The 21,271-nt window shown below is 45.4% G+C and carries 18 protein-coding genes; 17 read left to right on the top strand and 1 reads right to left on the bottom strand.

From position 1 onward, the window contains the following. Positions 1 to 34: 34 nt before the first annotated feature. The 4 genes from MTP42_RS02415 to MTP42_RS02430 all read left to right on the top strand — a co-directional run bounded on the left by MTP42_RS02415 (position 35) and on the right by MTP42_RS02430 (position 4,719). Positions 35 to 640: a hypothetical protein gene (locus MTP42_RS02415; RefSeq protein ID WP_249257875.1), complete on the top strand. Its 606-nt coding sequence runs from the start codon at positions 35 to 37 to the stop codon at positions 638 to 640. Between the two features lie 33 nt (positions 641 to 673). Beyond that, a complete protein-coding gene (locus MTP42_RS02420) occupies positions 674 to 1,312 on the top strand; it encodes a hypothetical protein (RefSeq protein WP_249257876.1) in 639 nt (212 codons plus the stop codon). 197 nt (positions 1,313 to 1,509) lie between these two features. After that, a complete protein-coding gene (locus tag MTP42_RS02425) occupies positions 1,510 to 3,327 on the top strand; it encodes a DEAD/DEAH box helicase family protein (RefSeq protein ID WP_249257877.1) in 1,818 nt (605 codons plus the stop codon). 123 nt (positions 3,328 to 3,450) lie between these two features. Then, positions 3,451 to 4,719, top strand: a complete 1,269-nt coding sequence (locus tag MTP42_RS02430) for an ATP-binding protein (RefSeq protein ID WP_156067513.1) — start codon at positions 3,451 to 3,453, stop codon at positions 4,717 to 4,719. 315 nt (positions 4,720 to 5,034) lie between these two features. Here MTP42_RS02430 and MTP42_RS02435 read toward each other — a convergent pair whose 3' ends face one another. Then, positions 5,035 to 5,769, bottom strand: coding sequence for a tyrosine-type recombinase/integrase (locus MTP42_RS02435; RefSeq protein WP_249257878.1), 735 nt, complete (start codon positions 5,767 to 5,769; stop codon positions 5,035 to 5,037). A gap of 400 nt (positions 5,770 to 6,169) precedes the next feature. Here MTP42_RS02435 and MTP42_RS02440 point away from each other — a divergent pair, with 400 nt between their 5' ends. The 13 genes from MTP42_RS02440 (at position 6,170) to MTP42_RS02500 (ending at position 20,976) form a co-directional block, all read left to right on the top strand. Continuing rightward, positions 6,170 to 8,131, top strand: coding sequence for a Helicase associated domain protein (locus tag MTP42_RS02440; protein WP_249257879.1), 1,962 nt, complete (start codon positions 6,170 to 6,172; stop codon positions 8,129 to 8,131). 15 nt (positions 8,132 to 8,146) lie between these two features. Next, on the top strand, positions 8,147 to 8,908 hold the full coding sequence (locus MTP42_RS02445) for a sugar transferase (protein ID WP_249257880.1): 762 nt from the start codon (positions 8,147 to 8,149) through the stop codon (positions 8,906 to 8,908). Between the two features lie 4 nt (positions 8,909 to 8,912). Beyond that, entirely contained in the window at positions 8,913 to 10,076 is a 1,164-nt protein-coding gene (locus MTP42_RS02450) for a glycosyltransferase family 4 protein (protein ID WP_249257881.1), read from the top strand. Continuing rightward, a complete protein-coding gene (locus tag MTP42_RS02455) occupies positions 10,048 to 11,085 on the top strand; it encodes a glycosyltransferase (RefSeq protein ID WP_249257882.1) in 1,038 nt (345 codons plus the stop codon). The genes MTP42_RS02450 and MTP42_RS02455 overlap by 29 nt, the downstream gene beginning before the upstream one ends. Then, positions 11,063 to 11,842: a DUF2334 domain-containing protein gene (locus tag MTP42_RS02460; protein WP_249257883.1), complete on the top strand. Its 780-nt coding sequence runs from the start codon at positions 11,063 to 11,065 to the stop codon at positions 11,840 to 11,842. The genes MTP42_RS02455 and MTP42_RS02460 overlap by 23 nt, the downstream gene beginning before the upstream one ends. A 138-nt stretch (positions 11,843 to 11,980) precedes the next feature. Further along, positions 11,981 to 12,880: a glycosyltransferase family 2 protein gene (locus MTP42_RS02465; RefSeq protein WP_249257884.1), complete on the top strand. Its 900-nt coding sequence runs from the start codon at positions 11,981 to 11,983 to the stop codon at positions 12,878 to 12,880. Between the two features lie 12 nt (positions 12,881 to 12,892). After that, a complete protein-coding gene (locus MTP42_RS02470) occupies positions 12,893 to 13,987 on the top strand; it encodes an EpsG family protein (protein ID WP_249257885.1) in 1,095 nt (364 codons plus the stop codon). Positions 13,988 to 14,060: 73 nt separating this feature from the next. Continuing rightward, a complete protein-coding gene (locus tag MTP42_RS02475; RefSeq protein WP_249257886.1) occupies positions 14,061 to 15,248 on the top strand; it encodes a polysaccharide pyruvyl transferase family protein in 1,188 nt (395 codons plus the stop codon). Continuing rightward, positions 15,249 to 16,808 (top strand): lipopolysaccharide biosynthesis protein, encoded by a 1,560-nt coding sequence (locus tag MTP42_RS02480; RefSeq protein WP_249257887.1) that lies wholly within the window; start codon positions 15,249 to 15,251, stop codon positions 16,806 to 16,808. It begins immediately after the preceding gene. Further along, on the top strand, positions 16,805 to 17,758 hold the full coding sequence (locus tag MTP42_RS02485) for a glycosyltransferase (RefSeq protein WP_249257888.1): 954 nt from the start codon (positions 16,805 to 16,807) through the stop codon (positions 17,756 to 17,758). The genes MTP42_RS02480 and MTP42_RS02485 overlap by 4 nt, the downstream gene beginning before the upstream one ends. A 10-nt stretch (positions 17,759 to 17,768) precedes the next feature. Next, positions 17,769 to 18,932, top strand: a complete 1,164-nt coding sequence (locus tag MTP42_RS02490; RefSeq protein ID WP_256466583.1) for a Coenzyme F420 hydrogenase/dehydrogenase, beta subunit C-terminal domain — start codon at positions 17,769 to 17,771, stop codon at positions 18,930 to 18,932. A 236-nt stretch (positions 18,933 to 19,168) separates the two neighbouring features. Further along, positions 19,169 to 20,554, top strand: coding sequence for a phosphoglucosamine mutase (gene glmM / locus MTP42_RS02495; protein WP_249257890.1), 1,386 nt, complete (start codon positions 19,169 to 19,171; stop codon positions 20,552 to 20,554). A gap of 86 nt (positions 20,555 to 20,640) precedes the next feature. Then, complete coding sequence (locus MTP42_RS02500) at positions 20,641 to 20,976, top strand: hypothetical protein (protein ID WP_249257891.1); 336 nt, start codon at positions 20,641 to 20,643, stop codon at positions 20,974 to 20,976. Positions 20,977 to 21,271 lie beyond the last annotated feature (295 nt).

Below are 21,271 nucleotides of genomic sequence, written 5' to 3' on the forward strand. Positions count from 1 at the left end.
TTGTGGGGCAACGAAATGATAAAGGAGTACGATTATGTTAGATGTGTATTTTGGCAATATGGACGGTGTGGAGGTTCATGCTGAAACTCCCGAGGAAGAGCAGGAGGCGGCATTCATTCTGAATAGCGCTCTGTCCGGAAAGACAACATTCTTAGGTGGGTGCCTCTGTCCCAGCGAAGCGGATTCTACGGTGAGCAAGGGCTTCCGGCTGATGCTGAGCGAAGGGACGGATTTGTATGTTACACCGGCGCTGGATGTGGACGGTACACCCGCGCTGGAAATTTGCTGCACTACAGCGAATGAGGAACAGCAAGAAGCGGATGAACCGGCGTATACGATGGAACTTGGAATTGAACCAGCCAAGGAGCACTATACGCTGCGTGACTATATCGCCGTAATGTACCAATTTATCTGGAACCTGACAGACAACGAGTTGATGTTGATGGGGCACAATAAAAAAGAAGGCAAGAATCGGCTTGGTTTGGGAATCGAAATGATCGATATGCTGGCAGATTACAGTGAGGAAGCGGCAGAAGAAGAATTCTGGGACTTTATGGATACCAATTTTCCGGGAGTGAAACTTCCCCTTGAAGCTGAACACCGTAAGCCGTCCAGATGGAATCTGTTATGGAGCAAGTGATGATAGAAAAGGCAATTGTAAAGGAGAGTTACTATGGAATACAACTATAATAATACGATGACTATCAGCACATCTGGCCCTAAGAATGAAATGAATGCTCGGTGGGCGCTGCAAAATACATTGGAAGGAAAAGCTTTGGTGTATAACGAGTGCATCAAACCCCTTGTTGGCAACAGGCCGCTTTGTGAAGGTGTGACCTTGCGGTTGGGTGATAAACCAGAGCAAGAGGCAGATACGGAAGTGTTCCTTGTACCAGGAATAAATGACGATGGCGAAGCCGTGCTTCTGATTAGATGCAGATCATGCGATGAAGAGATGCCTTTGTGTGAAAATGAGTCCCTGGATGAAGAACCGGAACGGTCTAGGGTTCCTGCATACACGAGAATCGTAAAAGGGTATATCGAGCAGATGGGTCAAGAAGAACTGGAGGCAATCGGACTGGACGAGGATAGCGGACGAGATCATTTGTTGGCGGCACTTGATACGATTGATAGGCTGTCCACGTACAATGATGAAGAGGCATGGGATTCGTACTGTGATTTCATGGGCAGGAACTTTTCGGGAATATGGTTTTGCCCACATGAAGATCTGGATTTGGAGGAGATGGATGATAAGGATAAGCTGGAGTGGGTTTATGAATCCGACGATATGGAAGATGAGTGGCCCTTTTGACCCCAAAATAAAAGCCGCTTTGCCTGATTGCGACAGGCAGAGCGGCGATAGAGGTGGGATAATGTTGTCCAGACAGTTTCCTACCTCTATTTTAACAGATACAGGGATATTTATCAAGAAATGATTGTACCCCGCACATGGTCTGGCAGAGCGGCTGGGCTATGTGCTTTTTTATTATATAGAGGAGGCACTACAATATGAAGACAAGAATGCCATTTGGAGGCTTTTTCCTGAAGCTTTTGGATGAACAGAATGGAACTTGCGAATATGAGGAATATCAGCGTAAATGCGAGGAAGAGCCACTGACTGAAGAAGAGCAGAAGGAGCAGGCGGAACAAGCTAAGGCCGTGAATAAAGAACTGGAGCGGCTGAACGCGGAGTCCGAACAGAACAAGCCGGAGGTCGTTCCAAAACAGCAGTTGGAATTGATCCCGGCGGAAACTATGCGATGGTCATATGCATCTGAGCTGATCGGTAATGAATTTCGGCATTGGGGGAACGGAAGGGTTATACTGGATATGGGAACGGGCTGTGGCAAGAGCGAGTTTATTATCCGGAAGATGGCTGGCTGGGCAGTGGAACAGATGCTGCATGGGGACAACAGCAATCGCATTCTGTACCTCTGCTCGCTGACGATTCTAAAAGAGGAGCTAAGAAGTCGGCGCAAAGAGGAAGCCTTAGCTGCTTTTGGATCAGAGATGGTGAATGAATGGGACCTGTACAAGGATGTCCTGACAATCGAAACTTACCAGCATATGGAAAAGCTCTGCCGGGGCGATGAAAAGGATCAAAAAGAATTGGCAGAACTACTGGCGCATCACAGGATCATTGTGACGGATGAGTGTCACTATTGGTCCGAGTTTTCCTCGTTCAATATCAACACCCACTATTCACTGGAAGCGATTCTGGTAGCAGAAAAAGACCATACCGTCGTCTACATGAGCGCAACAGGGCAGGATACATGGAAGCTTATAGAGGAACAAGGAGGTCCAACTTCACCTGAACAACATATTTACAGGCTGCCCCAGAGCTATGAACATGTCAAGGCAGCCTATTTCTACGCTCGTTATAATCTGGTGGCGATCCTGAAGAACCTCCCGGCGGGTGAAAAGGCTATTGTGTTCGTGGAAATGGGCGACGATCTGGTGGAGATGGAGAAAATCTTCGGGGATGCCGCCGAGTATTACTGTTCACCTTACAACGAAAGATATCAGAAGAAATACAGTGATTTATCATGTTGTGTAAAAGATGGTCGGCAGCTGAAAGATATTCTGTTCACGACAAAGGCTATGGGGGTGGGTATCGGCATCAAAGACCGTACGGTGAAGCACATTTTTATTGATCAGTGGCATCCTCTCGAAATAGCTCAGTCCCTTGGACGCAAGAGAACTTTGAATGCGGACGATACCTGCACTGTTTACTTTCGGGATTATGGCCTTGACTGGTACTGGGGCACAAACAGCGGCCTGAAAAAGTTTCGAAATATGCTGCTGACAAAATATCAACCGGCACAGGCGTATATAGCAGGCGAAGAAGAATTTGACAAGTATCTGCACAGTGACACCCCGGAAGTAATCCAGAAGCGCATCGATAAGAGCAAAATACTGGAACATAATGTGGTGACAGGATACCATCTGAACCCGCTTGGTGTCAGGCAGGTGAAGAATGATCTCGAGATGCTGTATGACATTATGGGGATGAAAAGCTACCCGGAGGCTTTTATGAAGTATGCGATGTTCGACCTGCACCAGCCAATCAAAGCGTATCGGTTTAAGGATCTGGAAGAGTGGCTCTATGCGCATTTGAATCAACCGATGAATCCAGAAGAAATGACAGCAGAAATTATAAAGTTTGGATATATTGAACGCTATTACGATAGAATGCCAGGACAAGTGAAATTGAATGACTGGCTTCAAGGGTATGAAGTCAAAATTGTGAGTGACAGAGATAGAAGGCGCGGCGAAAATTATCAGACAATGTATTGGAAATTGATTGAGATGCGTCAGAATTTGTAATATAAATAATATAATACACGACAAAAAATGACGCAAAAAATCTTTTTTTGTCTTACATGTAGAACAAGGAATGTGATATAATGTCTTATATAATAGACAACACGAGCGGAGGGAGGAACTGCTATGAACCACGATCTGCTGAAGAATATTATCTACGATCAGCACGAACTGATCCAAAATGCTGACATTGTAGCCCGTCCATCGTATAGCTTTGAACCGAATGCCAACTATGTTCTGGTTGGACTGCGCCGGGCTGGAAAGTCCACATTGCTGTTCAAAATTGTACAGGACCTGGTTGCAAAGGGAGTTACGTGGGAACAGATTATTTACATCAACTTTGAGGATGAGCGGCTCTCTGAGTTCCAGAAAGAGGATTTTAATGACATTCTCTCTGTGCAAAGCGAACTGAGCGCAGAACGGGGTTACTTCTTTTTCGATGAGATTCAGATCGTTCCGGGATGGGAAAAGTTCTGCCGTCGGATGGCAGATGCCAAGGAGCACGTCTATGTGACGAGAAGTAATGCCAGCATGTTAAGCCGAGAAATCTCTACAACACTGGGCGGACGCTATCTGACGAAATACGTTACTCCGTATGACTTTGACGAATACCTGACTGCACAGAATGTTCCCCATGATACCAGAGCACTGCTCCAAACCAAGGCAAATGGACGCATCCGGAGTTATTGCGCGGAATATTTGCAGTATGGAGGCTTTCCGGAGGCGATTCAGTACACGGCAAAGCGTGAATACATTTCCAGCGTCTATCAGAAGATTCTTCTCGGTGACATCATTACACGGAATGGTATTCGGAATGACTATGCCATCAAAATTCTGATGAAGAAGCTGGCAGAATCTGTTAAGAGCGAAATCTCCTACACAAAGCTGCATGGTATTTTGAAATCCATCGGTATTTCAGTGGGAAAGGAAAGCATCATCGACTACATTCAGTATGCAAAGGATGCTTACCTGATCTTCAGCGTTCAGAATTATTACGCCAGATTTGCAGAGAAGGAAAGCAACCCGAAGTACTATTTCAGTGATAATGGTTTGCTGAACCTGTTTTTGGATGATAAGAAGCCGTCACTGTTGGAGAATGCGGTTGCGGTTTATCTGACGCAGAACCATCCGCAAGACGTATTTTATCTGAAATCTCCCAAGACTGGAATCGACATTGATTTTTATATTCCGTCGGCAAGGCAAGTCGTTCAGGTGGCGTATTCTATTCAGGGGGATGCCTATGAGCGCGAAGTCGGAAATCTGAAAAAATTTGCAGCCACCACGACAGAAACGCACCGTTATGTGATCGTGACGTATGAAGAAGAAAAAATCATCAATGACTCTGACGTTAAGATCGAGGTTGTGCCTTTGATGAAGTTCCTGTTGAAGTGCTGATGGCGGATAAGGAATGCAGCCTCTTGCATTTCCATTTATTCGGGTCTTATGGTGACAGGTGACCGGGGGTAGTTAAAAATCTGGAAGGCCGTGCGCATTCTGTGAAATCGGAAAGTTGTTTTATCTCCCCAGACTATGAAAAAATCGGACCTCTGCCTTTGCGTAGGCAGGGGTCTTTTAGCATAAAATAAAGCAGTTGTGTACCCTTCTGCAAAAAAAGAGGAATACTAAAAAGCGGTATCTTCCATTTGAGTAATGGAGAAATTAGAGTGATTTCCTTTGATGCTTTTCCGGTAGCAGCGGGGTTCGGTGGGCTTAGACTCGCTGCCGGAAAGGAACCATGCAGCATTTCCGGCGCCTCCGCACAGCTTTTTGGCATAATAAATGCTTTGGGAGTGGAATTTCCCGGCGGGAGGTGCGGTTTTTGGGTGTCTGGATGACCACCTTTGTATGGCCGTTTCCACAGGAAATTCTGCAGACCGTCCGGTTGATCTTCAGCGTGCCAAGTTTCAGGTCAGAATCGCCCCATTGCAGGCCGCAGATCTCACCAATTCGAAGCCCCAATTCCAGCCCCAGTAGTAAGCCGATTTTGCGAGGCGTGGGGTTCGCCTGTACATATTGATGAAGTCGCTGCTGTTCCGCCGGGGAGAGAGGCGCAGAAATTTTGTCGATGGCTTTTGGTAGCGCAACTTCCAGCTCCATTGGACGAATCAGGCGTAAATGAGTAGCATATTTGCAGATACGTCGCAGCATCGAGAGGCATTCCCGGGCAGAGGAGTTTCCCAGTGGCCTGTGTGCCGCATCTGTGGGCGTGATGATCTGCTGCATGGCCCGCTCCAGAAAGCTTTCCTCAAGGGATGCAACGGGCACTTTGCTCAAAACCGGAAGAAGATACTTGTGCAGTGTGTACGAATAATGCGCATAGGTGGATTCTTTTATACTGTTCCGCAGGGAATGCAGCCATACCTCGGCCAGTGCTTCAAAGGTCAGGTCAGTTCGATTCAGGTTGTAAAAGCCCGCCTCGGCTTTCCTTTGAATCAGCACCCGCATAGGCCGTTCCGTAAACGTAACCCCACTGGATCTTCCCCTCCGGAGTGCTCGCCTTGATGTACCTGCCTTCCCACCGACCGTCCTTACGCTTGCGAATGTTTTCTCCCCGTCGCGCCATCGCTGTTTCCTCCTGCTGTTTAGACCCTCATCTGACCCCTTATTTTCTCAATCTTCGTTTACAGCTGGAATTATTATACAAAACTGGACATGACACAAAAACAATCCGGCCTTCGCGATGTTTTTTCAGGGTCAAATGTGATACATTTATGATGATTTCTATTGAATCCCAGATATAACCATGATAAAATAAGATGAGATTATAGACAACGATGTCAAAGGAACGGTATCCTCCATTTTCACTGTGAAGGATACCCCTGAATTGCGGAAAGGGGTGAACAAGGTGGCACTGCGTCTGTTCGAGCACAACGAGAAAGCATATCATGCGGCAGTCCGGATGATGGAGCAGTATGGCAAGGCCGCCATTGTCCACCCGACCGGCACTGGAAAGAGCTACATTGCGTTCAAGCTGATCGAGGACAACCCGGAGAAGGTCGTGATCTGGCTTTCTCCCAGTGAATATATCTTCAAGACACAGCTGGAGAGCCTGAAAAGGAACGACCCGGATTTTCCGTTGGCAAACGTTCACTTTTATACCTATGCCAAACTGATGTGCTGCACCCAGGCGCAACTGGATGATATCGCAGCGCAGAAACCTGCCTATATTGTACTCGATGAATTTCACCGTGCCGGTGCGGAATGTTGGGGCGAAAGTACGGTGGCTTTATTAAGGTTATGCCCGGACGCAAAGCTTCTGGGGCTGACAGCAACAAATGTCCGATATCTGGATAATAACCGTGACATGGCTGAAGAGCTTTTTGATAGCTGTGTCGCGAGCGACATGACCCTTGGCGAAGCAGTCGTCAGGGGTATTTTGCCTGCTCCGAAATATGTGACCACCGTTTACCAGTACCAGAAAACGCTTGCAAAGTATCAGGCTCGGGTGGACAACCTGCGAACACCGGGCATTCAGGATGCAAACCAAAAGTATCTGGATGCCCCGAATACGGACAAGGCGTTTGCGGACTTCGAAACGGACACCAGTGATCGGCTGAAGCTGCTGTTCTGCATCGATATGCTCAACGAGGGTGTCCATGTGGAGGAGATTTCTGGGGTCATCCTGTTCCGCCCTACGATTTCGCCCATCGTTTACAAGCAACAGATCGGCCGAACTTTGACCGCTGGGGATAATACGGCACCGCTTATCCTAGATGTTGTTAATAACTTCGAAGGGTTGACCAGCATTTCCGGTTTGCAAAGCGAGATGCAGGAGGCAGTCCATCGGCTCTATGCCAACGGCGAGGGCGATAAGATCGTCACCGAGCGGTTCGAGGTTATTGAGCAGGTGCATGACTGTCGGGTACTGTTTGAGCGGCTGCAGGCAAGCTTGGCCTCTAGTTGGGACCATTATTTTTCGGAAGCAAGCATTTACTATGCGGAGCATAGAAACCTGAATATTCCAAAGCGTTATACTACGCCGGCTGGACTGAGCCTTGGCGAGTGGCTGGCGACTCAGCGCCGTGTCCGTGCGGGACAGATTCCGGGGAACTTGACCGAACAGCAAATCGCACGGCTGGACAGCATCGGGATGGTCTGGGGCAACCGGAAGGAAATTGCGTGGCAGCATGGATTTGAGGTCGCAAAGAAATACCATGACACCTATGGAAACCTGATGGTGCCCGGAAAGTATGTAGACCCGGACGGTTACTCACTGGGGCAATGGATCATCAAGACCCGGCAGCAAAAGCTGAATGGCCGCTTGAAGGAAGAACGCATCGCACAGCTTGATGAACTTGGCATGATGTGGAACATTTTCGATGCCAAGTGGGAAAAGGCGTTTGCGCTGGCTGCGGCCTATTATGAGGAAAACGGCAACCTGAATATCCCACGTTTCTATGTGACAGCGGCTGGTGAACGGCTGGGACAATGGGTTGTAAGCCAGCAATGGACATACCCGAAAGGAAAGCTGACAGACGAACAGGTCGAGCGGCTTAACCGAATTGGAATGTACTGGGGTAACCGCAATGACAGCCAGTGGAACGAAGGGTATCAGGAAGCTAAACGCTATTTTGATACCCACGGTGACCTAAATGTTCCGGCCGGTTATGTGTCACCTGACGGATACAATCTCGGGAATTGGGTCAGGCGGCAGCGCTATACCCGTCACAATCCAGCAAAAAGCTGTGCCGTTTTGACGGAGGAGCGAATTGAAAAGCTGGATGAGATTGGGATGCGGTGGGAAACCAGAAATCTAAAATCATGTCTCAAATTTAAAGAAAATGTAGAGCCTGCAAAAGCAGGATGATAGTGTGAGGAAAACATGGAAGAATTGAATTACCACGTTGATTTTGGACCGTTTTATGTCCATTTGACCCAGAAGCAGAAGCGATATCTTGCGGTGAGGTCTATAATTGACCGCATTTTGGCAGCGCTGGCGCTGGTTTTACTTTCGCCTTTGTTCTTGGCGGTGAGTATTGCCCAAAAATTCAGTGCACCGGATGAGCCAATCTTCTTTTTACAGAAGCGCGTGGGTAAGGGAGCGCACTGCTTCAACATCATCAAGTTTAGGACGATGAAGAGTTCGGCTCCGAAGAATGTGGCAACTGGTGATTTGGAAAGTCCGGAAATGTATATTTCCCGGCTAGGGCGTTTTCTGCGGGATACCAGCATTGATGAGTTGCCGCAACTGATGAATGTGGTCAAGGGGGAAATGAGCCTGATTGGCCCTCGTCCGCTGGTGTATACGGAGCGTGAGATTCGTTTCCTGCGGCGTTGGTACGGCGTGTATCAGGTGACGCCGGGTATTACCGGCTGGGCGCAGGTCAATGGTCGAGACACAGTAGATATGTACGACAAGGTTTACTACGACCGCGAGTACGTCCAAAACGTCGGTCTGAAATTTGACCTGAAGGTGCTCTGGAAGAGTGTTCTGGTGGTTCTGGGGCGACATGGCGTGGTTGATGGAAAGGTTGACCCGAAGTTTCGGCAGGAGAGCATCGTGTTGTTGAGGGAAAGTAAGATGGCCTCGACAGACAAAGGAAGCGGTAACTTAGAGCAAGAATTGCAGACGGTGCGAGTGTGAAAAAATGAAAAAGATTTTATTTGTAACGCATAATGGACGGTTTTTGGTTCAATTTGAGCTGAACGATATCCGTATCCTTCAAGAAATGGGGTATGAGGTTCATTGTGCTACGAACTTTAAAGGGGAGTATATGCGGACAGATGCTGAAACGACGTTGAAGGAGCATGGAGTCATCTGTCACCAGGTTGACATTGAACGTTCTCCTGCAAAGCTGAAAAGCAATTATAGGGCGTATAAACAAATCAAAACGCTGATGAAGAAAGAATGCTTTGAAGCACTGCACTGTCATACACCGATGGGGGGAGTTGTAGGACGACTTGCCGCCAATGCGACCGGAACAAAGCCGGTTCTTTATACCGCCCACGGCTTCCATTTTTACAAGGGCTGCCCGCTAAAGAACAAACTCATCTATCAGACAGCAGAAACTTTCTTGGCCCGCTATACGGATGCACAGATCACCATCAATCGAGAAGATTTTGCAGCAGCGCAAAAGTTTCCTCTGCGTGGGAAAGCATACTATGTGCCTGGCATTGGTGTGGATGTGAAGAAGATTTCTTCTATGCAGGTTGACCAGGCAAAAAAGCGTGCGGAACTGGGGATTCCGCAGGATGCGTTTGTGTTTATATCCGTAGGGGAACTGAATGAAAACAAAAACCATTCTACGGTGATCCGTGCCTTGGCAAAAGCAGATATTGCCAATAGCTATTACCTGATTTGCGGCGAAGGAAAATTGAAGCAGCAGCACTTTGAATTAGTACAAAAATTGGGAATTTCTGAGAAGGTGAAGCTGTTGGGCTTCCGGACCGACGTGAGCGAAATCCTAAGAGCCTGCGATTGCTTTGTGTTCCCTTCGTTCCGAGAAGGACTGTCTGTTTCGCTAATGGAAGCGATGGCTACAGGATTGCCGTGCATTGCCAGCCGTATTCGTGGAAATGTGGATTTGTTGGAGAATAGTCGATATCTGTTTGAACCAGCGGATGGAAGTGCGCTCTGCCAGTTGCTGAAAGATGCAGCGAATGGTGTGCAGACCGAGCAAGAGTGCGCACAGAACCGGGAAATGTTGAAAAGGTATGATATTGAAAATGTCAGCAAAGAGATGCGAAGCATTTACTCAGCTGTAATTGAAGGAACTACAACAAATGAGAATTCTACATCTACTAAAAAGTAATAAATATTCCGGAGCAGAAAATGTTGTTCTGACAATTATGGATGTGTGCTCGGATATGGATATGGTTTATGCTTCACCCGACGGGTCAATTCGTGAAGTAGTAGAAAGCAGAGGTCATGAATTCTATCCACTGAATAGACCTACCATTCGGGAAGTGAAAAAAGCAATTCGAGAGCTGCATCCGGATGTGATCCACGCACATGACTTTACCATGGCAAGTACGGCAGCATGGGCGGCCGGAGACATTCCGGTGGTTGCACACCTGCACAACAATCCACCCTGGCTAAAAAAAATCTGCCCGCGATCAGTTGTTTTTGCATTCGCCCTATCAAGAATCCGGCAGGTTATCAGCGTTTCAAAAGCGGTTGAAGATGAATACATTTTCCGTGGATTGATGAAAAACAAAAATACGGTGATTGGAAACATTGTAGATGCAGAAGCTGTCCGCCAAAAAGCACAGGAAAAAAGTGACTGTAAGCCAGTGGATTTGGTGTATTTGGGCAGGATGTCGTTGCCGAAGAATCCGTTGGAATTTTGCAAAATCGTGTGTGAAGTAAAGAGACTGTTTCCCAACATTACAGCAAGGATGATCGGAGACGGTGAACTGATGACGCAGGTCAAGGAATACATTTGTAGCCACGAGTTGGAAGATATAATTGAACTTGTTGGATTTCAAAGCAATCCCTATCCGTATCTGAATGCAGGAAAAATCATGGTGATGCCCTCTACATGGGAGGGCTTTGGATTAGCGGCAGTAGAAGGCATGTGCCTTGGTAAGCCTGTCGTGTGCAGTGGCGTTGGCGGGTTGAACGATATTGTAGACAGCACCTGTGGCGCAAAGTGTAGCTCAATGGAGGAATATGCCCATGCAATTATTGAATTGCTTCAGGACAATGTGCGATATACAAGTGCAGCGGCAAATGCAGTGCTGAGAAGCAAACGATATGTCGATATGAAAAAATATGCGGATGAGATTCGGAAAACGTATGAAGTGGCAACGGAAAGGTAAAAAAGTGGAGTATTGTATTAGATTGGATGATGCGTGTCCACAGATGAACGCGGAGAAATGGGCAAGAATAGAAAGAATTCTGGATAAATATAAAGTCAGACCGATCGTCGGTGTGATTCCTGAAAATCGTGATCCGGATTTTGTTGCAGTTGCAGATGAGAACTTTTGGGAAAAAGCATGTGAATGGCAGAAAAAAGGCTGGACGATCGCATTGCATGGTTTACATCACGAGCTGCATTTTCACGAGCCCAGAGGATACTACCAGCTTTCACATTCCAGTAAAACAGAATGGGCAGGGAAAAGTAGTACAGAACAGTATGAAATGTTGAAGCAGGGATATCAGATACTCAAGGGGCATGGGTTAACTCCAACCTGTTTTTTTGCTCCTTGCCATACCTATGATGAAGCAACCGTTGAGGCGATTGCATCAATGAAAACGGAAGAGTGCTCCATGTATATTTCGGACGGATATGCCCTTCATCCGTACCAAAGAGATGGTGTTGATTTCCTGCCGACACTTTTTGATACGCCCCATAAACTTCCATTGCAGGGTGTGTATACATTTGTCTATCCTAATAATATGCAGGAACAAGACTTTGCATATTTGGAAGACTTCTTAAAGAAATACGCATCGCTGTTTCGAAGTGCGGATGAAATCATGGGAGAATATAGTCTCATGAAAGAACAGGGAATCCTTGGAAAAATAATAGAACACTCAATTTATTTCCTGAGAGGGATAAAGGGATCTAAAGAGTAAGAGAGTATGAGTGATTGGATTTATGAAGAGGAACTAAAGCTGTAGCGCTCTTGTATGCTTTGGATTTTCTTGCGATATTTATTCAATGCTCCCATTTGTTGAGAAAACTAATGATGAAACTTGGTTGGTATGTAATATATGAGCTATACTGTAATGATGACAATCTTGACTCCGACCTATAACCGTGCTAAAACACTTCCTAAATTAATTGAAAGTCTTTACAGTCAAACAACCACAAATTTCCAATGGTTGGTAATTGATGATGGAAGTACGGATGACACAGAGTCTATTTTCGAGAAGCTAAAAAACTATGATCTTCCGTTTCAGTGGGAATACCACAAAAAAGAAAACGGAGGAAAGCACACTGCGCTGAATTTTGCTCACGAATATATTAAAGGTGAAGTTGTTCTGATTCTTGATAGTGACGATTATTTGACAGATGACGCAATAGAAACCGTTGAAAAAGAATGGCCTTTATATAGAAATTGTGCGGATATTTGCGGTATGAGTTACTTTAGAGGGAAAAAGGATGGAAGTCATCTGAGTGTTGCAAATGCACAGGATATCTACATTGATGATGACATTCATTACTTGGTAAATCGAAGGATTAAAGGAGATCGGTGCGAAGTTGTGAGGACGGATTTCCTGAAAAAATACTCGTTTCCGGTTTATCCTGGTGAAAGATTTTTCTCTGAAGGATGGTTTTGGAACACATTGGCCATGAACTACAAAACCGTGTACAGAAATAAAACGATTTACATATGTGAGTATCTGGAGGGTGGCTTGACAAAAAGCGGACGTGCCCTGCGGATGAAATGCCCATTGGGAATGATGGATGACTGCCGAATGTATCTTAACAATAAAGTTTGTGTGGTTGTGCGCATTAAAGAAGAATTACTGTATTGGGTCTATGCAAAGTGCGCGGGGTATTCTTTTAAAAGAGCACTTTCCACAAGTGGCAGACCGGTGGGAATGATGTTGACTGCTTTGCCGGGTATGATGCTATACAGTTACTGGAAGAGAAAGTATCTGAAATAATGAGGGTTTGGTGTGATTTATTTTCTTGTGATTGATTGCGTATTGTTCTATTCTGCTTGGTGTAGACCGAAACAATCAAAAGTATTGTACACAACAGCCATTATAGTGCTGTGGTTTCTAATTGCATTTCGTAACATAGACTTAGGTGGAAGCGACGCACAGGTATATCAGGAGTGGTTCCACACGGCAGTGCCGAAATTATTGCAGGTTGAGTGGAATCCTTTCGTATTTCAAAGAGAAATTCAAGACAAATGGGGATTTGGGTGGCTCTTTACTCTACTGGCATCAGTTATAAAAACAATTGTACCGACCTATGAGTTTTTTCAAGTGGTTTATGTAACGCTGAGTTTTGGAATTTTAATTCTGATTATAGAGGATATGCAGCTTAAACAGCAAGAAAAGGGGCTTTTTTTATTTGCATATCTTTCACAGCAAATGATTTGGTTCTTTTGCGTTCTATTGCGACAGAATCTGGCAAATCTTGTTGTCTGGTTTGTGCTGGAACATAAATTTAAAAAGCACGCTCTCATAAAAAAAGCACTTTTACTATATTTGGCAACACTGCTTCATACATCGGCCTATATTGCAATTGCGGCAATTATTGCGTTGTGGGTGATTCGGAAACTTCCGGCTCGAAAAATTGTTCCAGGGAGTCTTTTGATAGGTGTGATTGTGTTTTTTGCTGGAAAAAGGCTGATATCGTATATTCTTTACTTCATGGCAAATTATGTCGATACACGTTACAGTATGTATCTGAATGCAGCAGGGGAATCATCAAATGCCATAAACTTTATTCTGAGATTGTGCTTTGTGGTGTTGCTCTATCTCGAATTCACTCGGAACAGGAAAGATGGTTCTGAGAAATATTTGTATATTGGAGTGATGGGCTTTCTGATTGGATCGATTCCGCAAGCGCTGGTTGTGCGGATGACAGAATACTTTGCTATTGCAAATAGCTATGCGGTTGCAAAATACGGAAAAATATTTGAGAGGAAAGAGAACGGTACAATCGTAGCGTGCGTGATTTTTATAATGTTTCTTATTGTTTTTGCAAGATTTTTGAACATGAATGCAGATTTCATGAGACACTATGAGCTGTTTTTTTGAGAGAAAACGATTTTGAGATGTTGCATAATGCTGAAATTGAGTGTGCGTGGAACATTTATGGGAGTATAGCACAATGAAAAAAATAGGTATAATTACACATTATTACGGAAGCCGAAATATTGGCGGACTTCTGCAGTCGTACGCAATGTGCGTGGCATTATCAAAACTTGAGGTAAAGGCAGAACAAATCTGCTACAGACCGGTTTTGGAAGACCCGAAGATTAGAGTGCTAGCGGTGAGGCTGAAAGTTGAACAGATCCTTCATTGCCCGCCCAAACAATTGGTGAAGAAGATCACAGAGAAAATACTTAAAATAAAAAAAGAGACAAATGCGGAAGAACAGAGAAAAATTGATCTTCAATGGAAAAGATTTAAAGAATTTGAAAAAATAATACCTCATTCGCAAGATATTTATACTGATACGACCCTGACAAAAGTAAATGAGATCTATGACGCTTTTGTGTGCGGAAGTGATGTAATCTGGCATCCCGGGAATTTGATGCATCCGGCATATTACTTACAATTTGCCGATAAGAACAAGTCGAGAATTTCTTATGCAGCCAGCATGGGACGGCTTCCTGAGACAGTAACAGAAAAGAAGGAGTTCTCAAATAATATCCGCAATATTTCTTATATAAGTGTTCGAGAGAGAAGTACCGCAGACTATTTGAAAAAGACAGAAGATATAGATGCAAGAGTGGTGCTTGATCCGACGCTTCTTCTCGATGCAGAGGAATGGACGACACTGGAAAAAGTGGAGGTGGTTCCAAAGGATCCTTATGTGTTTTGCTATTTTCTGGGGGAAAATGAAAAATCTCGTGAAAATGCAGTAGAGTTTTGTAAAAAAAGAAATTTGCAATTGATTTATCTGCCGTACATTATGGGATACGCAAGAAAGGCAGATATTGCGCTTAACCAATATGGCAACGGTATTTATAACTATGGACCGGAAGATGTAGTGGCACTGATCCATCATGCCGAATATGTTTTCACGGATTCATTTCATGCGGTCGTCTTCTCAACAATTTATAATAAGAAATTTTTTGCCTTTGACAGAGATGAGCGGAATAGCACTTATTCTATAAATGCAAGAATAAATGATTTTTTAAAGGAATATGAATTGCAAAACCACTATGTAGGAAACGGAACAATTCCGTCAGAAGAAGAGGATGATGCTCTTGAACTTCGGAGCGCAGTTCAAGAGAAGCTGGAAAAGAGCAGATTGGAATCTTACGCATTTTTGAAAAGGACTTTGTTGTAAATGAAGGAAGAAAAACAACTGCGGAGCAGAACCGCTTATGCGATGCAGAACTTTGCTTGGTCAATGATGGGCACGCTAGTAAAAGCACTACTTGCTTTTGCATCGCAAACCGTTTTTATTTATACATTAGGTAGTGTATACCTTGGTGTGAATGGACTCTTTACCAATATCCTAGGAATGCTGTCTTTGGCTGAACTGGGCATTGGCGGAGCAATCAGCTTTAGTTTATACAAGCCGCTTGCGGAACATGATACCAAAAAAATTCGACAGATTATAAACTTCTATCGGTCAGCGTATCGGATGGTTGCAGCAAGTGTAACGGTAGTTGGCGTTGCGATTATTCCTTTTTTAAATGTTATTATCAAAGATGCAGACGGAATCGAGCATGTTCGGCTCATTTATAGCATTTATCTGTTCAATACGGTGACATCTTATCTTCTGACGTATAAAACGACTCTTCTGAGTGCGGATCAACGTGAGTACATCATAACCAATATTAACACTGTGATTCAGGTGGCAACGTCTGTTCTGCAAATCACAGTACTTCTGATTTACAAGAATTTTATTGTTTATCTTCTGATTGGAGCACTTGTCCAGTTTGTTGGAAAAGCTGTTCAGAATTATGCTACCGGAAGATATTACCCCTACATCCGAGAAAAAAATAATGAACAGCTTCCGGAAGCGGATAAAAAGATCATTTATACCAAAATTAAAGGAATGATGGCGCATAAACTGGGAGATGTGGCAATCAATCAGACGGACAGCATCATTACATCCGCATTTGTGAACATTGCGTCGCTTGGTCTTGTGTCCAATTTTACGTTGATCATAAATTTTGTAAATAGTATGATCAGTTCCTTTTTCAGTGCTGCGGTGGCGGGGCTTGGAAACATTGTGGCAACAGAAACACCGGAAAAGCGCCGAGCGATTTATAAAAAATACGACTATCTCGCATTTATGTTTTATGGGTGGAGTGCAATCTGTTTGTACTGCCTGTTGGCACCTTTTGTGACAATTTGGATTGGTCCACAAATGCTTGTAGATAAGGCAACAATAGTTCTGCTTTGTGTAAATTACTATTTTACCGGATTACGTGTTCCTTTGGGAAATATCAAAAGCGCCGCAGGCATATATGAGCAAGACTGGTGGTGTCCGATTGTACAATCTGTCATCAATATTGTTGTTTCGGTGGTTGGAGCAATTATGTGGGGACTGAAAGGTGTATACGTAGGAACGCTTGTCAGCAGCCTTGTTCCGAATCTAGTGCGGCCATATATGGTCTACAAATATGTGTTTTTTACAAGTTCAAAAGAGTATTATCAGAACTATGTCAAACGTGTATGTCTGATTTTTCTGATTGCTGTTGGTATGGAGCTTTTTATTCAGAAGCTGCCTGTGCAAAATGATATTATTCGCTTTATAGTAATATTTGTGGTAGCAGTGATAATGCCCGCAGCGATACTTTTTTTTGCTACAAAAAACTCAGAAGAATTTGCGTATGTTAAAACGATGCTGCAAAAAGCTGCAGCGAAAATAAAAAGCAAGGTGTTTGCAAAATGAAAAAACTGGTCTCGATAATTTCCCCCTGCTACAATGGCGCAAAATACTTATCACCCTTTCTGGAATCGGTTTTGTCACAGACATACCGACCGCTGGAATTGATTTTTGTCGATGATGCTTCTACGGATAATACGGTAGAACTCGTAGAGAGCTATCGAAAAAAATTTTGTCAGGCGGATATTGTGTTGAAATTGTTGCGACAGACGGTCAATCAAGGACAAGCAGCAGCAATCAACCGTGGATTAAAAGATGTAAGCGGCGAGTACCTTATGTGGATAGACTCAGACGATATTATGCTTCCCACGAATACGGAAGAAAAAGTGCAATTTCTGGAACAACATCCGGAATGCGGATTTGTTTTGGCACAAGGGGAAATCGTAGAGGCAGGGCAACTAGACCATGTGAAGGGAATCATGAAACGTGAAAAACCGGCAGAAAAAGATGATCTCTTCAGTGATTTGATCTATGAAAATAATGTCGTTTTTGGCCCGGGCACAATTATGACACGAATGAGCGCACTTCGTGAGGCAATTCCAACCGGACAGATTTTTGAAAGCAGAGAAGGACAGAATTGGCAACTGATGCTTCCGCTTGCCTATAACTTTAAAGCAGGTTATATCGAGAAACCATTGTTTAAGTGTGTGGAACATTTTGATAGCCATTCCAGAACCAAGAGAACGTGTGAACAGCTGATCAACCGACAAAAAAACTTTCAAATTCTGCTGACAGAAACTGTCGATGCAATTAGGCAAATGCCGGAGGATGAAAAGTGCTCATGGAAAGAAAGAATTCAGATAAAATGCACAAGAAGTATGTTTATTGCAGCAGTACGAGGTGGGAAACAAAAGCTCATTGTTCAGTATGGAAAAAAACTGCGTGAATTGGGAGAAAAACCACTTTGTATCTTGTGGGAAAAACTAGAAGAGAAAGTGAAGGGACATCTTGCGTAAACATATTGATTTGGAAGAATGGAGTACGTGTTGCGGCTGTTCAGCTTGTGCTCAGGCATGCCCCAAAGGGTGCATTACCATGCAGGCAGATGGTGAAGGATTTTTATATCCCGTAATTGACGAAAATACGTGTATTGCGTGTGGCGCATGTGAGCATGTCTGTCCGATAAAAAATACTTCGCCGGAACCGACAGGAGAACCAGATGCCTATGCGGCATACAGCAAAAACACGGAGCAACGCTTGGAGAGCTCCTCAGGGGGTGTTTTTTCACTGCTGGCAGAAGAGATTCTGCAAAATAGTGGAGTTGTATTCGGTGCTGCAATGAGTGAGGACTGCCGCAAAGCGCAGCATATTGCAGTGGAGCGACAAGAGGATTTATGGAAGCTGCGTGGAAGTAAGTACCTACAGAGCGAGATTGGAAGCACATACCGGCAGGCGGAAAATGCATTGAAACAGGGGCGTAGAGTATTGTTTTCTGGAACGCCTTGTGAAATCGAAGGACTGCACAGATATCTCCGAAGGGAATACGAAAACCTGCTGTGTGTGGATTTGATCTGCCACGGTGTACCAAGTGCCAAATTATGGGAGAAGTATGTTTCCTATCGAGAAAATTGCGCAGGCGCTGCTGCGCAGCGAACGTTTTTCAGACATAAAAAATATGGCTGGAAAACGTACGCTGTATTGTTTGAATTTGCAAACAATACAGCGTACGAACAAGTCCTATCCAAGGACTTGTTCATGCAGATGTTCTTGCAGAACCTCTGCTTAAGGCCATCTTGTTACGCTTGTGCATTTAAAAAGAAGAATCGTGTCAGCGATATTACCCTTGCAGATTTCTGGGGCTGCGACAGTGTGTGTCCAGAATTGGATGATGATAAGGGCTTATCTCTTGTACTGTGTCATTCCATTATGGGAAGAACAGTTTTCAAGGCGATAGAGGGAAAAATTGTGATGGAACCAGTCTCCTTGGAGAAGGCACTGTACGGAAATCCATCGCTGGTGAAGTCCTGCAAAAAACCGGAGCAGAGGGATGCATTCATGATGCAGATGGATTCTCTCATGATTCCGCAGTTGGCACAAGGATACCTGAAGAAGCCATCGCTGTGTTCATACATAAAGCAGCTGATTCCTATGCCACTGAAAAGAACGCTGAAACGATTTTTGAAGGGGTGATTTCTCACTCCATCTCTAGGAAGATAACGTATAGCAACTCTGTCTATTTAGGATATGTGCACAAATGTCTAAAAAATCTGGTGAATGTTGGCGATTTCAAACAACAAATTTGGCCATGCTAAAGCATGGCATGCCGTCCCAATATGCTACCTCTCCGTGGTGAGCAGCAGGCAACGGAATTTTATTCCGGCTAAAACACATAATCGTCAATTCACTCTTAGAATAGGTAAAATGTAATGGGAAAATATTTTGGAACCGATGGCTTCCGTGGTGAGGCCGGTGTGAACCTGACCGCCGACCACGCCTACAAGGTAGGCCGCTTTCTGGGCTGGTATTATAATGCACTGCGGGAGCGCAACGGCAACAACGAGCCTGCCCGCATCGTCATTGGCAAGGACACCCGCCGCTCCAGCTATATGTTCGAGTACAGCCTGGTGGCGGGCCTGACCGCTTCCGGCGCAGATGCCTACCTGCTGCACGTCACCACCACCCCCAGCGTGGCCTACATTGCCCGCGTGGATGATTTTGACTGCGGCATTATGATCTCTGCCAGCCATAACCCGTTCTACGACAACGGCATCAAGCTGATCGACTGCTACGGCGAAAAGATGCCGGAGGAGACCCTGCTGCTGGTGGAGGACTACATCGACGGCAAGCTCCATGTCTTTGATCAGGACTGGCCGGAGCTGCCCTTTGCCCACCGGGAGCATATCGGCTGCACCGTGGACTATGTGGCGGGCCGCAACCGCTACATGGGCTACCTGATCAGCCTGGGTATCTATTCCTTCAAGGGCATCAAGGTGGGTCTGGACTGCGCCAACGGTGCCAGCTGGAACATTGCCAAGAGCGTGTTCGATGCGCTGGGCGCAGACACCTATGTCATCAACAACCAGCCCAACGGCCTGAACATCAACCTGAACGCAGGCTCCACCCACATCGAGGGTCTGCAGAAGTTTGTGGTGGAAAAGGGTTTGGATGTGGGCTTTGCCTATGATGGCGATGCAGACCGCTGCCTCTGCGTGGACGAAAAGGGCGATGTGATCACCGGTGACCACATCCTGTACATCTACGGCTGCTACATGAAGGAGCGCGGAAAACTGCTGACCAATACCGTCGTTACCACGGTCATGTCCAACTTTGGCCTGTACAAGGCCTTTGACGAGCAGGGCATCGGCTACGCCAAGACTGCCGTGGGCGACAAGTATGTCTACGAGTATATGGCCAAGAACGGCTGCCGCATCGGCGGTGAGCAGAGCGGCCACATCATCTTCTCCAAGTACGCCAGCACCGGTGACGGCATCCTGACCAGCCTGAAGATGATGGAGGTCATGCTGGCCAAGAAGAAGCCCCTGAGTGCGCTGGCCGCCCCGCTGAAGATCTACCCGCAGGTGCTGGAAAATGTCCGTGTGACCGATAAGAAGGCTGCGCAGGACGATGCTGCCGTGCAGGCTGCTGTCAAGGCGGTGGCCGAGGCACTGGGCGATACTGGCCGCATCCTTGTCCGGGAGTCCGGCACTGAACCGGTGGTCCGCGTGATGGTGGAGGCCCCCGACCACGACACCTGCCAGAGGTACGTTTCTCAGGTGATGGATGTCATCAAGGCACAGGGCTACGCTGTTTAACGCATATTCTGCTGATCGATATTTCTTGCCATCCAATATTTGTAATGCTATACTTATGTTATAAATACTGAATGGAGGTGTCCCCTATGCCCCGTCCCAAAGGTAGCAAGAACAAGCCCAAGACCGTAAAATCGACCGTTGACTTTGCCGCACAGATCACTGAAAAGCAGGCTGCAAAGAAAGCCGCTACCGTCGAAATTGCATCTATCACTGCCAATATCGATGCATTGAAAGCTGACCTGAAAACCAAGAAAGCCGAGCTGAAAACTATTGACAAAGAAATCGCCAGAATTGAAGCTAAAAAGGTCAAAGCCGAAACCAAAGCTGCCGAAGCTGCTAAGAAGATCGAGGCCGAAGCTGTGCTGAAGAAGTTGCTTGCATCCGGTATGACGGCAGACGAGATCCTCGCAAAGCTGAAATAAATATTTTAGAGCCGTGTGGATCAGTCAGAGCGTAGAGTTATAGCTCTGGCAGTTCACGCGGTTTTCTTATATAAATGGTAATTGATGTGACTCGGAATGAATAGAATTGTTCTATATCAAACATAAATGACTCCATTTCCCACACCATGGCTCAAAATCACGTCCGGAGAAATTTAGCATCTGAGCCAGTAACTTTTTGCGCGACAATGGAAATCTTTCCATATGAGATCTGTCCAATTACAGCACAATCGAAATTGAAAATTATTATATATCCTACGAGAAAAATCTGCTAAGG

The sequence above is a fragment of the Faecalibacterium sp. I2-3-92 genome (genome assembly GCF_023347315.1).
GTDB lineage: Bacteria > Bacillota > Clostridia > Oscillospirales > Ruminococcaceae > Faecalibacterium > Faecalibacterium duncaniae.